At 49.0% G+C, this 15,676-nt stretch carries 13 protein-coding genes and 1 other annotated feature; all 13 genes read right to left on the minus strand.

Annotation, left to right across the window (positions count from 1 at the left end):
- Positions 1-18 precede the first annotated feature (18 nt).
- The 13 genes from FGT79_RS09365 to FGT79_RS09425 all read right to left on the minus strand — a co-directional run bounded on the left by FGT79_RS09365 (position 19) and on the right by FGT79_RS09425 (position 15,538).
- Complete coding sequence (locus tag FGT79_RS09365; protein ID WP_138752406.1) at positions 19-2,661, minus strand: valine--tRNA ligase; 2,643 nt, start codon at positions 2,659-2,661, stop codon at positions 19-21.
- Between the two features lie 57 nt (positions 2,662-2,718).
- Positions 2,719-2,959 (minus strand) — a binding site (T-box leader).
- A 123-nt stretch (positions 2,960-3,082) separates the two neighbouring features.
- Entirely contained in the window at positions 3,083-4,375 is a 1,293-nt protein-coding gene (locus tag FGT79_RS09370) for a LysM peptidoglycan-binding domain-containing protein (RefSeq protein ID WP_171056148.1), read from the minus strand.
- A gap of 89 nt (positions 4,376-4,464) precedes the next feature.
- On the minus strand, positions 4,465-5,469 hold the full coding sequence (locus tag FGT79_RS09375; RefSeq protein ID WP_138752408.1) for an RluA family pseudouridine synthase: 1,005 nt from the start codon (positions 5,467-5,469) through the stop codon (positions 4,465-4,467).
- 25 nt (positions 5,470-5,494) lie between these two features.
- Positions 5,495-6,796, minus strand: coding sequence for a glutamate-1-semialdehyde 2,1-aminomutase (gene hemL / locus FGT79_RS09380; protein ID WP_138752409.1), 1,302 nt, complete (start codon positions 6,794-6,796; stop codon positions 5,495-5,497).
- Positions 6,797-6,800: 4 nt separating this feature from the next.
- On the minus strand, positions 6,801-7,802 hold the full coding sequence (hemB, locus tag FGT79_RS09385) for a porphobilinogen synthase (RefSeq protein WP_138752410.1): 1,002 nt from the start codon (positions 7,800-7,802) through the stop codon (positions 6,801-6,803).
- The gene (gene cobA / locus FGT79_RS09390) at positions 7,803-9,371 is read right to left on the minus strand and encodes a uroporphyrinogen-III C-methyltransferase (RefSeq protein WP_246096241.1); all 1,569 of its coding nucleotides are present in this window, start codon (positions 9,369-9,371) and stop codon (positions 7,803-7,805) included.
- Positions 9,372-9,376: 5 nt separating this feature from the next.
- Positions 9,377-10,348 (minus strand): hydroxymethylbilane synthase, encoded by a 972-nt coding sequence (gene hemC, locus FGT79_RS09395; RefSeq protein ID WP_138752412.1) that lies wholly within the window; start codon positions 10,346-10,348, stop codon positions 9,377-9,379.
- A complete protein-coding gene (locus FGT79_RS09400) occupies positions 10,348-10,992 on the minus strand; it encodes a precorrin-2 dehydrogenase/sirohydrochlorin ferrochelatase family protein (RefSeq protein ID WP_138752413.1) in 645 nt (214 codons plus the stop codon). Before FGT79_RS09400 ends, hemC begins: the two co-directional genes overlap by 1 nt.
- A 40-nt stretch (positions 10,993-11,032) precedes the next feature.
- Positions 11,033-11,845, minus strand: a complete 813-nt coding sequence (locus FGT79_RS09405) for a cytochrome C assembly family protein (RefSeq protein WP_138752414.1) — start codon at positions 11,843-11,845, stop codon at positions 11,033-11,035.
- Between the two features lie 22 nt (positions 11,846-11,867).
- Positions 11,868-13,250, minus strand: coding sequence for a glutamyl-tRNA reductase (hemA, locus tag FGT79_RS09410; RefSeq protein WP_138752415.1), 1,383 nt, complete (start codon positions 13,248-13,250; stop codon positions 11,868-11,870).
- A 199-nt stretch (positions 13,251-13,449) separates the two neighbouring features.
- The gene (gene speD, locus FGT79_RS09415; RefSeq protein WP_138752416.1) at positions 13,450-13,848 is read right to left on the minus strand and encodes an adenosylmethionine decarboxylase; all 399 of its coding nucleotides are present in this window, start codon (positions 13,846-13,848) and stop codon (positions 13,450-13,452) included.
- A gap of 280 nt (positions 13,849-14,128) precedes the next feature.
- Positions 14,129-14,797, minus strand: coding sequence for a DUF4309 domain-containing protein (locus tag FGT79_RS09420; RefSeq protein ID WP_138752417.1), 669 nt, complete (start codon positions 14,795-14,797; stop codon positions 14,129-14,131).
- Between the two features lie 150 nt (positions 14,798-14,947).
- Positions 14,948-15,538 carry a non-ribosomal peptide synthetase module gene (locus FGT79_RS09425; protein WP_138752418.1) on the minus strand — a complete coding sequence of 197 codons (591 nt, stop codon included), beginning with the start codon at positions 15,536-15,538 and terminating at the stop codon, positions 14,948-14,950.
- Between the last annotated feature and the right edge of the window lie 138 nt (positions 15,539-15,676).

A 15,676-nucleotide genomic window follows, 5' to 3' on the forward strand; every position in this document is an offset into this window, starting at 1 on the left:
TTCTTCCGTTTCGCAGCGTTATCCGCGCAACTCCGCAATTCTAGCCAGCACCTTGTCGCGTTTATCTGCATAATCATTCATTTTGGCGCGTTCTTCGTCAATGACTTTGGCTGGCGCTTTCGCAACAAAGCCTTCATTGCCAAGCTTCTTCTCTACACGCTCAACCTCTGTATTCAGATGCTGATGCTCCTTCTCAAGGCGAGCAATTTCTTGCTCGATATCGATTAGACCTGCAAGCGGCAAGTAAAGCTCAGCTCCTGTCAGAATTGCTGTCATAGCATTGCTTGGTGCATTAACGTGAAAGCCTGTTTCCAGGCTCGAAGTGCCGCAGAATCGTTTAATAAACTCTTCATTGCGGGACATAATGGCAGCTTCCGCTTCACTGGACGGCTTAATCAGCATTTCAATTTTTTTGCTCATCGGCACATTAACCTCAGCACGAATGTTGCGAACGGCACGAATCATTTCCATCAGCAGCTCCATCTCTTTAACTGCGTCAGGCGCTTCTAGAGCTGTGTCATATACAGGCCACTCGGCCAATGTGATCGTATCGCCTGTATGAGGCAAATGCTGCCAAATCTCTTCACTGATGAAAGGCATGAACGGGTGAATAAGCCGCTGCGTGCGGTCAAGGACATAAGCAAGCACCGATTTGGTTGCTTGTTTGGCCGCCTCGTCCGTACCGTAAAGACTGAGCTTGGCAAATTCGATATACCAATCGCATAGATCATCCCAAATAAAGTTATTTAAAATACGGCCGGTTTCCCCGAACTCATAGCTATTAATTAGACGAGTTACATCACGAACCGTTTCATTCAAACGATGCAGAATCCAGCGGTCAGCAGTACCCAGATTCACGGTAATGTCGATATCCTCCGCTTTCACGCCCTCCAGATTCATTAAGGCAAAGCGAGACGCATTCCATATTTTGTTCGCGAAATTGCGTGCCTGCTTGACCTTTTCTACGTTATAACGCAAATCTTGCCCTGGTGTGCTGTTTGTCGAGATCATGTACCGCATCGCATCCGCACCGAATTCCTCGATTACCTCAAGTGGATCAACGCCGTTGCCTTTCGATTTCGACATCTTCTGGTTTTCCGAATCGCGTACAAGTCCATGAATAAGCACGTCCTTGAATGGAGACTCATCAGTAAATTCAAGCGCCGTGAAAATCATCCGCGCCACCCAGAAGTAAATAATGTCATAACCGGTCACGAGTACATCCGTTGGGTAGAAGCGTTTCAGATCCTCCGTTTGATCCGGCCAGCCAAGCGTCGAGAACGGCCATAAGGCGGAGCTGAACCAAGTGTCGAGAACATCGTTGTCCTGACTAAGATGCTCGCCTGCCATATCCTCGCGAGATACATGCATTTCGCCTGTCGAATCATCATACCATGCAGGAATCCTGTGACCCCACCATAGCTGCCTCGAAATACACCAATCGCGCACATTTTCGATCCAGTGCAAGTAAATTTTCTCGAACCGCTCCGGTACAAAGTTCACGCCTTTTCCAGACTTCTGAGCAGCAATTGCTGCCTCAGCGAGTGGTTTCATTGCAACAAACCATTGGGTGGACAAGTAAGGCTCGACAACGGCACCACTGCGCTCGCTGTGCCCAACCTGATGCACATGGTCCTCGATATTTACGCATACGCCCTGTTCCTGCAAATCCTTTACCAGTTGCTTGCGGCAGTCTGCGCGGTCAAGACCTTGATATGGGCCTGCTTCGGCGTTCATTGTACCGGATTCATCCATTACAATAATCCGAGGCAGGTTATGACGCTCGCCCATCTCGAAGTCATTCGGGTCATGTGCCGGCGTAATCTTCACAGCGCCAGAACCGAACTCCTTATCCACGTACTCATCAGCAATAATCGGAATTTCACGTCCAATGATTGGAAGTACAATCAATTGGCCAATCAAATGCTTATAGCGGTCATCCTCAGGATGAACAGCAACTGCCGTATCGCCGAGCATCGTTTCAGGACGAGTCGTTGCAACTGTTATGGAGCCTGAGCCGTCTTTAAGTGGATATTTCAAATGGTAAAGATGTCCGTTAACCTCTTTATGATCTACCTCAATATCAGAAAGCGCCGTGCGTGCGGCCGGATCCCAGTTGATGATTTTTTTGCCGCGATAAATGAGACCCTTCTCATACAGCTTTACGAAAACTTCGCGTACCGCTTTGGACAAGCCTTCATCCAACGTGAAGCGTTCTCTCGAATAATCGAGTGACAAGCCCATCTTTGCCCATTGGTCGCGGATCGTGTTCGCATATTCATCCTTCCACTCCCATACCTTCTTAAGGAATGCCTCACGTCCAAGATCATAGCGGGATATGCCTTGTTCCCGTAATTTCTGCTCCACTCTTGTCTGAGTCGCGATGCCTGCATGGTCGGTACCTGGCAGCCATAGAGCGTCGTAGCCTTGCATACGCTTCGTTCTGATCAAAATATCCTGCAGCGTAAAGTCTAGTGCATGGCCGATATGCAGCATACCGGTAACGTTTGGAGGCGGTATTACGATCGTGTAAGTTTCCGCATCCGGGCGTTTTCCTGCCTCAAAAAATTTGCCCTGCATCCAGTAATCGTACCATTTCTGCTCGGCAGCCTTCGGATCATAGGTAGTTGGCATTGCAGTTGTCGTTTGGTTTTCTGACATGGGTTCCATCCTCCATAAATCGATCTACAAAAACAAAAAAAACCTATCGCCCTCAACATAAAGGACGAAAGGTTTAGCTTCCGTGGTACCACCTTTGTTCCGCGCTAACAAAATCTGCACGGCACTCAAACAGATAACGGCTGTGGCCGGCCTGACTTCGGTAGAGCACTCGTTGCTCCTACTTGGCTCAGGCAACTCCGGGGCGACTCGTAGCAGTCACTTCCTGCGGAACCTCTCAGCGTAACGGTTCCACTCTCTGAAGGCTTTGCTGTCTACTATTCCCCTTCAACGTCGTTATAACGCATATATACTTTTAATCATACCTTTGTTGCACTGCTGAGTCAACCAAACGAACGTAAGAAATGCCCTTACCGCTCATTTTTTTGAGCAACAAGGGCATTTCCACCATTCATCACAGCCATTATGGAATATACAGTAGCTGTCCTTCCGATACTCCCGAGTCTTCCAACCGGTTATATATGACAATTTCTCTCGGGTTCAGACTATAGCGCGAAGCAATAATATCGAGCGTTTCATCACGCTGAACGATGCACATTTTAATTTTCCGGAATTCCGTATCCTCCGACCGCTTGCCAAGAAATAGGTTTTTCCATTCAATCTCGTCACCTGAAGCTTGCACTCTGGCTTCCTCGTCTGCACGCTGCTGGGCGACAACCTGCTCTGCAGCTTCACGAGCAGCCTGCTCACGTCTGCTCGTCTGCAGCAGTGTGAGGATTCCGACATCAGCAGGTACACTTGATCCGCTCTCAGGGGGCTTGCCTGTGAAAGCAATCCGAAGCTCCTGTTTCTCTGCTTCAGGCTCTATCCGCTGTGGAAGCACCACTTCTTCATTCGGAGCAAGCGACCATTCGGAGGCTTCCGCTTCTGGTTCGACCCGCTCTTGATCATGTAGCTCCGACAGCTCATCATCAGCGGGTGCGTATTCAGGGGCTGAATTTACGAACGCCGATGACGTAGCGAGCCATCCTTCGTCGCTGGTCTGCTGCGATGCTAACGTTATTTCTCTTTCACTCTGCGATTCATCCTCTGCCTCCGCTTGCTCGCTAGGCGTAGCAAACAGCTGCGAAGAGCTCCATCCTGTGTCTGACGACCCAGAGGAAATCGTAACCGTCGCCTCCGCTTCATCGGACAGTTCTTCCTGCCTCTGCTGGAATGCTTCTTCCTCCTGCCCGAAGTCAGCATCCTCTGCCGATATGTACGGCGTGTCATTCGACGCGATCTGCGCGTAATACGATTCGGATGCACGCTCACGCTCATCGAATGGCTCACGCTGATGTACAACCGTGAAGGGCTCCTCGCGCCAGATTTCCTCCTGCTCTAACACAGGCTGGGCAGAAATACCTCGAAGCGATAATACACCCGTAATGTTCAACGTACGCGCGGACAATAAATCGACATCGAAATTATCGATTTCAATCGAAATATCGTCCAGCCGCGAAATTCGGTTCATCGGCAGCGTAATTTCAACAGGTATCCAGTGCTCAAGCGTGAGTACGTTCTCAGCATCAGCTTGATTCCGATATACCCCGCTCAATAGAAGCTGCCCTTTGAGCACAGCATGATCCCCTTGGTCGATCACCTGAATACGGGGAACAAGCTCGATTTCCTCCAGCTCGTCAATTGCCGCTACATCATCGGGCAAATGGACGCGCTCATACACATCAAAGCGTAATCCGTTCGTTTGATCCGACACGCTAAAGTCCTCCCCTCTCCTACTGAATGCTTGGTCTAACATTACATTCACTACTTATCTATATGGTAGGAGGGGCGGGAGCATGACTATCATTTTGAACGGTTATGTATCTTTTCAGAAAGCCCAACAAGCCACTTCGGCCACGGCGAATGAATCTCCATCTGCCTATTCGTCCACGGATGTGCGAACACCAGCCTCTCCCCATGGAGAGCTTGATGGCCGAGCAGCCTGGAGTCCCCTCCGTACAAGCTGTCCCCTGCCAGTGGATGGCCAATATAACTCAGATGAACCCGAATTTGGTGAGTTCGTCCTGTTTGCAGCCGCACACGAATGACAGACAACTCACCATTCGAGGCAAGCACCTCGTAGTGACTAACTGCATGCTCTCCGTTATCCGATACGCGTCGCCTTGAGCGGTGATGCCGATCTTTGCCAATCGGCGCATCAATCACACCATTAGCCTTGGATAGCTGTCCGTGCACGACTGCAATATACTGCCTGTCAATCAATTTGGCCCGCATCGCCTCATCCAGCTTCCACTGTGCAAGATCGTTTTTGGCATATAAGACCGGGCCCGAGGTCTCATCATCAAGCCTATGAATATGACGCACGTTTAGCGGATCTCCCTGCCTCAGCAAATGTCTGGCTGCTGCTTCATCCAATGTTCCGGACTCACCAGGTGCTGAGCCGTGCACGGCCATTCCAGCCGGTTTATCGAAGACGATGCAGAAATCGTCCTCGAACAGCACCTTCGGTGAGATTGCAGGTGTACTTAGCCGAATATTCCGATAAGCTGCGTCGCTGCGCGGATCTACCGCAGGGAAGGCAAGCAGTTGCAGACATTCACCTTCCCACCTTATGCCGCCTACTGAAAACAGCCGATTAACCCATTTCTGCGGAAAAAAGGAACGGGCCAGCAGCCACTGCCGCACCATGTGCGGATGACTGCCAGCCCGCGGCTGTGCTAGCTCCGGCAACGCCGCCGGATCCTTCTCCGTATGGGGATTAATGGCTGGAGAAGCGGATAGGAATGCCAGAGCCGCATCATCCAGCTCCAGCCATTCGCCGCTTCGCTTTATATAACCATCAACCATTCCGTATTCCTCCTGTAGACAACCTCTATAAACGGCTTAATGCGATACGATTCGCTTCAATTGTAGCATCGATATCCTCATCCGTATGGACAGCGGATATGAACATGCCCTCGAACTGAGAAGGAGCTACGCTAACGCCAAGATCAAGCATAGATGCAAAATAAGCTTTGAACCTCTCAAGATCAGAGGTTTTGGCCGATTCGAAGTTGATGACTGTCGCATCTGTGAAAAACGGACAAACCATGGAGCCAACGCGGTTAATCGTGCTCGGAATGCCCTGCTTGCTGGCATTTGTCTCAAAGCCTAGCTGAAGCCGCACGGCTTGGCGCTCTAGCCGTTCATACACCTGCGGTGTAAGCAAGCTCAGCGTTGCAAATCCAGCAGCCATCGCCAGTGGGTTGCCTGACAAGGTGCCTGCTTGGTAGATCGGACCGCTTGGGGCAATCAGCTCCATCAGCTCGCGTTTGCCGCCATAGGCTCCGACTGGCAAGCCGCCGCCGATAACCTTCCCGAAGCAGGTCAGATCTGGCTTAATGCCGTACAGACCTTGCGCGCAGCTGTATCCTACGCGGAAACCGGTCATAACCTCGTCGAATATAAGCACTGTGCCATATTGAGCCGTTATATCTCGAAGCCCCTGCAGAAAGCCTGGCAAAGGTGGTACAACGCCCATGTTGCCCGCTACTGGTTCAACAATCACACATGCGATTTCCTCGCCAAATTTCTCGAAAGCAAGCTTCACCGATTCAATATCGTTATAGGGTACAGTGATGGTATGCGATGCCACATGCTCCGGAACACCAGGGCTGTCAGGCAAGCCCAGTGTCGCCACCCCTGAACCCGCTTTAATCAACAAGCTGTCCGAATGCCCGTGATAAGAACCTTCAAATTTCAATATTTTGTTGCGCTTCGTATATCCCCGCGCAAGTCTGATCGCACTCATCGTCGCTTCCGTACCCGAATTGACCATACGAACGATATCTACCGAAGGTACTCGCTCGCACACAAGCTCGGCCATCAGCGTCTCAAGCTCAGTAGGAGCGCCGAAGCTCGTCCCCTTCTCTGCTGTACGCTTAATTGCATCAATGACCTCCGGGTGGGCATGCCCCATAATAAGCGGCCCCCACGAAGCTACATAATCAATATAGCTGTTGCCATCAATATCAAAAATTCGGCTTCCTTGTCCGCGATCCATATAAACTGGATTTAAACCTACGGATTTGAATGCTCGAACAGGGCTGTTTACTCCGCCTGGAATAACCTTCTTCGCTCTTGCGAAAGCTTCGACCGAACGCGAATCATTTCTAAGATTGGTTTTCTCACTCATATGCTTATTCCTCTCCCTTCAACCATCGTGCCGCATCCTTTGCGTGATACGTGATGATTAAATCCGCGCCTGCACGTTTCATCCCAAGCAGCGTCTCCAGAACGATTGAGCGCTCATCAATCCAGCCGTTTGCAGCTGCAGCCTTCACCATTGAATACTCCGCGCTTACGTTATAAGCAACAACAGGTAGATGGTACTTATCTTTAAGCAGCCTTAGAATGTCCAAGTATGCCAGTGCAGGCTTAACCATAAGGAAGTCGGCTCCTTCTGCAATATCCGTCTCCGCTTCCCGCAGTGCTTCACGTGTATTTGCTGGATCCATCTGATAAGTTTTGCGGTCACCGAATTGCGGTGCAGAATGGGCAGCATCACGGAACGGACCGTAGTAAGCAGATGAGAACTTCACGGAATAAGACATAATCGGCACATCACTGAAACCCGCATCGTCCAGTCCTTGACGAATGGCAATGACAAAGCCGTCCATCATATTCGATGGGGCAATAATATCCGCACCAGCTTCAGCTTGCGAGACTGCTGTCTGAACGAGCAGATCTAAGGAAGAATCATTATCTACCTCGGCGATGCCCGACTCCTCGTGCAGGTGTACGATTCCGCAGTGACCGTGGTCTGTGAATTGACATAAGCAGGTGTCAGCAACGACAACAAGCTCAGGCGCCCATTGCTTGACAGCGCGAATCGCTTGCTGAACGATACCGTTCGCGGCATAAGCTGAACTACCAATCGCGTCCTTATGCTCCGGCAAACCAAACAACAGTACTGACTGTATACCCGCTTTGACCACATCGCGAATTTCCTGCTCCAATAAGTCCATTGAGAAGTGATAAACGCCTGGCATTGACGGAATTTCTTCTTTAATATTCACGCCATGGGTTACAAATATAGGATATATGAAATCATTCACGCTCAGCGCTGTTTCTCTCACAAGGTTTCTTAACGCTGACGTTTTGCGTAATCTGCGGTTTCTTACTGTTGGAAAACTTAACATTTATACTTCCTCCCTTGCCTTAGCGGCTAGCTGGGTATGCTGATAGTCGATCATAGCCTGAAGTAAACCGTCCAGTGTCGCTGCTTCCGGCTCAATCGCAACCTCTAAACCCGCTTCCAGTACCGTTCTAGTCGTAATCGGCCCCATGCTTGCGATCGGAATACCAGACAGAAGCTCTACAGGGTTATCAACGCCTTTACGCTTCAGAAGCTCCAGTAGATTCGTAACGGTGGAAGAGCTGGTGAACGTAATCATATGGATTTCCTTCTCCATAATCCATTCAAGGGCGAGCTCGTCCTGCTGCTCAGCGAGCACCGTTTCATAAACATCAATTTCAGTGGGAAGCAGTCCCATTGCCTTCAGCTCAAGCGGCAATACCTCACGTGCCAGATCGCCGCGCGGCAGCAATGCCCGTTCCCCAGCTTTTAGCTGCGGCCTTAGCTGCTCAAGCAATCCTTCCGCATAGAACTTCGTCGGAATCACTTCTGCAATTAGACCGTGAGCAGCAAGAGCTGCAGCTGTCTTAGGACCTACAGCAGCAATCCTCGCACCATAAAATCGACGTATGTCAATTCGGAATTTCCGAAGCCAGCGCAAGAAATAGTCAACACCGTTTACGCTTGTGAACATCAGCCATTGATATTGCTCCGCCTGCTCCAGCTTCTCGCGCAAAGCTTCAATCGCCCCTGGATCCGAAGGCTCTCTCGTCTCAATGACAGGGAACTCACAGGGCTCGCCGCCGAGCGTTTCAATCTGATCAGCAAGCTCACTCGCCTGCGCTCTTGCCCTCGTTACAAGTACCCGCAAACCAAATAATGGCTTGCTCTCATACCATTTGAGCTTCTCTCGTTGCAATACGACCTCGCCAACTACAATTACGGCGGGGGGCTGGAAGTTTGTGGCTTTAACAATTCCCTCGATCGTCTCAAGCGTGCCGACTATTGTGCGCTGCTCCACTCTCGTCCCCCAGCGAACGAGAGCAACCGGTGTCTCAGGAGGCTTCCCATGCTTAATCAATTGGTCCGCTATGTAGCCGATTTTTGCAACACCCATCAAAAAAATAAGTGTTCCCGTTGCATTTGTTACTTTATCCCAATGAATGGAACGATCAAGCTTGTCCGGACTCTCATGCCCAGTAATAATGGACAGGGAGGAAGCGAAGTCTCGATGAGTAACCGGAATGCCCGCATAAGCAGGTACAGCAATCGCCGAGGTAATGCCAGGTATAATCTCAAATGAGATACCATTATCGTAGAGCAGCTCCGCTTCTTCTCCGACACGGCCGAATATCGTTGGATCGCCGCCCTTTAAACGGGTAACCACTTTGCCCTGAAGCGCCAAGTCAACAAGCAGTTGATTAATTTCTTCCTGCTTCATCGTATGGCGGTCAGGCAGCTTCCCCACATAAATCCGCTCTGCTCCCGACTTTACATAGCGGAGCAGTCTTGGGCTTGCCAATCGGTCGTAGACGACCACATCGCATTCCTTCAAGCATTCTAGTCCGCGCACTGTGATCAGCTTAGGATCTCCCGGTCCTGCGCCAACCAAGTATACCTTCCCCTTATCCAAGTCCGTCATCCCCCGATTTCAGCTAAAATACGGTCTGCACCGCGTGCTATTAGTGCGGCTGCAACATCCTTGCCAAGCTGCTCGGGGTTCGTTCCCTGCATAACTTCCTTCAGCAATGTAGCGCCATCAGGTGATCCGACCATACCAGTCATAATCAAATTGTAAGCCCCGCTCTGACCTTCAAGCTCCTCGCCTCGCATGCAGTAGGCGCCGATCGGCACTTGGCAGCCACCGTTCAATGAGCCGAGGAAGCTGCGTTCAGCTCTTACCGTAAGCTCCGTTTCACTATCGTTCAACAAGGCGAGCAGCTCACGAATCTGCTCGTCATTCTCACGGCATTCGATGCCGAGTGCACCTTGTCCAACTGCTGGTAGACACACATCAACCGGGATATTAGAGGAAATGCGATCCTGCCAACCCATGCGCGTCAGACCTGCTGAAGCAAGTACGACCGCGTCGAAACCTTCCGTTTCCAGCTTGCGGATGCGGGAATCAATATTACCGCGGATAGACTCAAGCTGAAGATCAGGTCTCGCGTTCTTAAGCTGGCATGCACGGCGGAGACTGCTCGTTCCTACACGAGCGCCAAGAGGCAATGCATCAAGGCCGCCACCCTTCCTTGTAACCAGACAGTCCCTAGGATCTACTCGTTTCGGTATGGCACCGTTCATTAATCCTTCTGGCAGTTCATAGGGCATGTCCTTCATGCTGTGTACAGCCAGATCAATAACGCCGTCGACCAGTGCTTGCTCGATTTCTTTCACAAACAAGCCCTTGCCTCCAACCTTAGACAACGTAACATCAAGAATACGGTCACCTTTTGTTACAATCTTCTTCACTTCAAACGTATAACCAAATCCATGCTTCTCGCTGATCCGTGTAAGCTCATCAATGACTTGTCCCGTTTGCGTCAGCGCCAGTGCGCTTTGCCTAGTGCCTACGACGATAACGCGTTTACCTTGTTCATTTGTTCCCATTATGTAAGCCTCCTGTCAATCCGATGAAGCAGACTATTCAGCCACTCCTCGATGTCACGATTGTACTGCTTATGGCGCGCGGCTTCTTCGGCCGCTAGCTTCAATATCTGTTTTCGTTTCTGCTCATCCGCAATCTCGCGGATAACACGTTCGCGCAAAAGCCTCAGTTTCGCTGTTAATTCCTCGTATTCCGTACCATACTCGGCCTCGAGCTCTTGCTTGATATGTTGGGATAAAGCCGGGCTGGCACCTGATGCCGTAACCGCGAAGAGCAGATCGCCTCTTCTAATGGTTGAGGGGGATATAAAAGAGCCTTTGCCCGCTTCGTCCGCTGTACTCGCCCAAATGCCCATTCTCTCGGCATCCTCAGCAGCTTGTGCATTCAGGCGCTTGTCATTTGTGGCTGCGAATAATAGCCGTGCACCTTCTAGGTCACTTGCTTCATAAGAGCGCAAGCTGCAGAGGACAGCACCTTCAGCAGCCAGAGCTGCAATCCGCGGCGTAACAGCAGGACTAATGACGCAAACATGATCTGCACCTGCAGCAAGCAAGCCAAGCAGCTTGCGTTCGGCAACCCTACCGCCGCCGATAATAAGGCAGCGCCGACCTTTAAGCTGTAAGTACACCGGATAAAATCCGTTCATGGAAGCATGTCCTCCTTAGCCGCTTGCTTTATTTATTCTCTCAATGAAAGGAAGAGAAATAATTCGAAAATAAATTCAGAAGCAGCAAGCCAAACGAAAATATATACAAACGTGCCAATTGTAATCCAGGACGCTTCAGCATCGCTCTTTGGTATACATAAATACCATAAACGATTAACGTAACAAAGGAGGACAACACCTTCCAATCGAGCAGAAGCGCAGTACGTCCTTCAACGAGCAATGAAGTTACAGCAATAGCGAGCGACATCGCAAGCAATGGAACACCGATAATGACGGCGCGGTCGCCATAACGCTCAATCATATCCAAGCTGGGCAGCCTGCGCACAAAGTTCGTCCACCGCTTTCGCTTCAACTGATTGTGAAGAAACAAATACATGCCTGCGAACAACGCACCTATCGTCAATGCAGCATAAGCGCATAATACAAGACTGATATGAATATACAATAGCTCTCTCGTCGTTTCCCACAGCTCAAGCGACTCACCCTTACCGGGATTGCTGTATAAATTTAAGGCGAGTACTGCGAAGCCGACAACATTGACAAAAAAAACGATGAAGTCGATTTTGAAAAACCTATTGATGACTAATGAAATCGTAACGAGCAGCCAAGAAAATCCTAGCCAATATTCGAAAGTGGTCACATCCGTCATTTGTAAATGCATCACAACTCGCAATATCAAATAACCAGTCTGTAATACCCAAACAAAAATAAGCAGCCCTGTACCCATCCGTTTCGCTTTCTGACTCGCATTCATAAAGTCAGAGAAATAAAACAGCAGGCTCAGGGCGTAAATATAAAGTATCGCGTCATATAAAAAGTTTTGCGTCACCATAGCTCCTCCACCTTGCAGCCGTCTACCTTGTAATAGGTGCTAATACCGCCGCAGCCGCATGAGGTTGAGTATTTTTCTTTTTTGCTGCAGCGACAGTATCTGTTGCCGCTTCAAGCTCAGCTTGACGCGTTTTTTCAAGCTCATTTTCCAGAGCGAATAGCTTCACGAACATGTCCATTGCCTCGTCAGCCCGCTTCTCTCCAGCCATTTCCTTAATACGCAGAATCGGGTCCTGCATCATCTGGTTAACGATGCTCTTCGTTAGCTTGCGGATAACCTTCAGTTCGTGCTCACCAAGATCCGGCAGCTTGTTCGTCAGACTGTTCATCGTTTCCTCATGAATGCCGGCCGCTTTCGTTTGCAAAGAACGAATTAAAGGTACGACTCCGAGCGTTTTGTACCATTGCTCGAACAATTCAATTTCCTCGGATATCATAGCTTCAATCTTAGCAGCCTCCTGGCGGCGATGCTCCAAGTTGCTCTCCACAATACCTTCCAGATCATCAATATCATACAAAAAGACGTTCTCTACTGCTGCTATCGATGGATCGAGATCACGCGGAACGGCTATATCAATCATGAAAAGAGGTTTTGCTTTCCTGCGCTGCATGGCGGCCGCCACCTGTTGACGCGTGAGGACATAGCCGTCTGAGCCCGTTGAGCTAATAATAATATCAGCTTCATGCAGTTTGTCAGCCGCTTCCTCCATAGACCATGCCAAGCCATTAAACTTGTCAGCGAGCTGAGCCGCTCTCTCGAACGTCCTATTGACAACTATGACTCGCTCAGCGCCGTTCGCATACAAATGCTTAGCCGTAAGCTCGCCTGTTTCACCTGCACCGATCACCATAACCGTCTTCTTGTTGAATTGGCCAAAAATCCGTTTGCCCAGCTCTACCGCTGCATAACTGACCGATACCGCCGATTCTCCAATCGATGTTTCGGAGTGAGCGCGCTTAGCCATCGTTACGGCTTGCTTGAACAGCATATTGAATACCGTTCCTGTCGTTTTATGCTGCTGCGCAAGCAAGAAGGCATTCTTCACTTGTCCCAAAATTTGAGTCTCGCCGATCACCATCGAATCCAAGCCGCTTGTCACGCGAAACAAATGGTCGATCGCCTTCTCATCCTCATACATATATAAATGGTTGGTGAAATGCTCCCTCGGGAGCTTAAACCACTTCTCCATAAAACTGCGAATGTAATGTCCACATAGCTGATGCCTGTCTACTACCGCATAAATCTCCGTACGATTGCAGGTCGCTACTATGACACATTCCATGATGCTTTGTGTCTGAATAAGCTGGGATACTGCCTCAGGCAATTCCCGTTCCGCAAATGCAAACTGCTCTCTTACTTCTACGGGAGCTGTTCTATAATTCAGTCCTACTGCGATAATGTGCATGCGCGGTCACCTGCCTCCTTCTCTTGTGCGTATAAGCCACTGATGTTATCGCTTATTATAGCATAGTTCGATATTCAGATAATGTTCATTTATGAATAATATTTGAAAAGTACAGACTCATTATTCCCTATTCATACAAAGAAATAACCATGGATGTTCTCCATGGTTATCTCGCTATGAATAATAAGTTTTAAAGCTCTTAAACGAGCTCAGTTTGTTTCATTTGTGGCTCTTCCACTTGCAGTTCACCCATACCGCGTACAAGCTTCTTCGCATAAGTCGCTTTTGGCTTCAATACAGCTAGCATGTAGTCGATCGCAAGCTGAGGATCTACAGTTTCACCGCAGGTATAACAGTCTAATGCAGCAAAGCCTCTCTCTGGATACGTGTGAATCGAGAGGTGACTCTCCGACAACAGCACGAGTACAGTTGCGCCTTGAGGATCGAATTGTTTTGCTTGAACCGACAATACAGTAGCACCACATGCTTCAGCAGCCTCTACCATGTGTGATTGCAAAAATTCAGCGCTGTTAAGTAGATCAAAGTCTACACCCCAAGTATCAACAGCAACGTGTCTTCCGAAAGTTGAGTATTCCATCCTCCGGTTCCCCCTTCCTAGGAATAAAATGTTTGAAAAATTTCATCCGCTAGGACCTACGTCATTCACTTCTCGAGGGATTAATCTCTCGCAACATAACTATGTCCTGAGTGAATCCTGGTTCCTATTATTATCATCAACAATGTTTTCAACGAGAATAAAAATAACATCTATCCGAGATAAATGCAATAGTTTTTTTTCTAGGGGCGTAAAAACCTTATTGGCGCCAGCCCCGCTTTCAATGTATGACATCGAAACTTGTCTTGTAACGGTGTCCTGATTATCCAGCCATATTATTTTTAGTATCGTCGGCGCTGTAAACCGAAATATGATCCACCTTACCGGTAGACTTTGTTATCACGAATTTCAGCTGATATTGTTTATTAACCTCATACGTATATATCTCGTCATCTCCGCTGACCGTTTTCTCTTCTGCCGTTCCGAGCGCAATATCAAGATCCTTCAGCGTGATGTTCTTCAATTTGTCTGAATACGACCTTACATCAAAAACAACCATGCCTTTGTTATATCCAAACGTAATGCCCTTGTCCTTGTAGGTAGCGTACATGCCTTTGCCCGCTGATTCATTCGTTTCCGGCTTGCCCCACTTCAGCTCGATTTCGTCGAAGAGCGAGGAATGAGCTGCATATTCGCTGCCTGCCACCTTACCATCTTTGGCAAGATCATAAATAGAACCAATCAATGTAGACATCTCAGAACCATGCTCGGCTGCGCCATTGCCTGATTGCTCTGAATCCTTGGTCGGTTCCAAGGTGGGCTCTGGACTTGGGGCTCCCGTTGGTTCTGTGCTTGGCTGTTCGCTTGGCATTTCAGCCACAGGCTGCGTTGCTTCGACATTGGTTGCCTCGTTGCTGCATGCTGTCAATGAAAGGGCAAGCGCAAAGGATATTCCAATTGCGAACTGTTTGAAACGTTTGGTTTGATTCATCTTCGTTCATCTCCTATATGATGTCTGTTTATGCGAGCTTAATTTCCCTTACCTTGCTACTAACTGCAAAAACGCATAAAATGTTGCACTTTACACAAACAAAAAAAGAGCCGCAGCGGCGGCTCCCTTCATGTGCTTATTCTTAACCCATTACGCTTCAAGAATGAACAGCTTGTGTGTTAAATCGGTAAGACGCTCATCGATCTTACGAATTTCGCCAGCTTCCTTCGTTTGGTTGCGAAGGTCGAGCAGCTCATTGACAGCGCTGCTCAGCAAGCCGATCTCACGTTCGATAAGCCGACTGCGGAATACCCGTTCCAACTGACCCAGTGTGTCTTTGAACTCGAATACGACACGTTCTCCCGTATTGGAGCTTTCAACAATTTGGTGAACAGAACCATTCTTATAATGATAGATCATCGTATAATGACTGTAGATTCGGTTGACGATCGCGTTGCCGCGGAAAGCAGACAGTGCCTTTCGCATAGCATTGGTCAGCCTCGGTTGAACAAGACGGCAAGATAGTACGCATACATAATAGTCTTGTTGACGTTCAAAGGTCAGTCGGACTTCTTCCCTCCCTGCCACGTCTTCGAGAACAAGCTCCTGATTCCCATTGTCGAGCACAAGCACCTGAAGGTGAATTTGTTGCTCTTCAAACAACTGGATAAACTTAGCCATCTCTTCATTCGTCAATTGCAGTTTGGCATTTACATACTCTGTGGCTAGCCGCTTAGCCATAAAAATCTCCTCAATTCTTTGAACTTGCACGCTTTGGACTTTTAACTCTGATCTTGTTGCTTAAGTATATTATACGTGATCTGAACATTTTATTCCTGCCGCTCATCCTCGATATTCTCGCATATTCCACAAAATAAC

Source organism: Paenibacillus sinopodophylli, from assembly GCF_005930355.1.
Classification (GTDB): Bacteria; Bacillota; Bacilli; order Paenibacillales; family Paenibacillaceae; genus Pristimantibacillus; species Pristimantibacillus sinopodophylli.

What these genes read in the sequence shown, in the direction of transcription:
- hemC (WP_138752412.1), bottom strand. Translation starts at nt 10,348, where the DNA reads ATGGGAACAAATGAACAAGGTAAACGCGTTATCGTCGTAGGCACTAGG.
- FGT79_RS09425 (WP_138752418.1), bottom strand. Translation starts at nt 15,538, where the DNA reads ATGGCTAAGCGGCTAGCCACAGAGTATGTAAATGCCAAACTGCAATTG.
- hemA (WP_138752415.1), bottom strand. Translation starts at nt 13,250, where the DNA reads ATGCACATTATCGCAGTAGGACTGAATTATAGAACAGCTCCCGTAGAA.
- FGT79_RS09420 (WP_138752417.1), bottom strand. Translation starts at nt 14,797, where the DNA reads ATGAATCAAACCAAACGTTTCAAACAGTTCGCAATTGGAATATCCTTT.
- speD (WP_138752416.1), bottom strand. Translation starts at nt 13,848, where the DNA reads ATGGAATACTCAACTTTCGGAAGACACGTTGCTGTTGATACTTGGGGT.
- FGT79_RS09405 (WP_138752414.1), bottom strand. Translation starts at nt 11,845, where the DNA reads ATGGTGACGCAAAACTTTTTATATGACGCGATACTTTATATTTACGCC.
- FGT79_RS09365 (WP_138752406.1), bottom strand. Translation starts at nt 2,661, where the DNA reads ATGTCAGAAAACCAAACGACAACTGCAATGCCAACTACCTATGATCCG.
- FGT79_RS09375 (WP_138752408.1), bottom strand. Translation starts at nt 5,469, where the DNA reads ATGGTTGATGGTTATATAAAGCGAAGCGGCGAATGGCTGGAGCTGGAT.
- hemB (WP_138752410.1), bottom strand. Translation starts at nt 7,802, where the DNA reads ATGTTAAGTTTTCCAACAGTAAGAAACCGCAGATTACGCAAAACGTCA.
- hemL (WP_138752409.1), bottom strand. Translation starts at nt 6,796, where the DNA reads ATGAGTGAGAAAACCAATCTTAGAAATGATTCGCGTTCGGTCGAAGCT.
- FGT79_RS09400 (WP_138752413.1), bottom strand. Translation starts at nt 10,992, where the DNA reads ATGAACGGATTTTATCCGGTGTACTTACAGCTTAAAGGTCGGCGCTGC.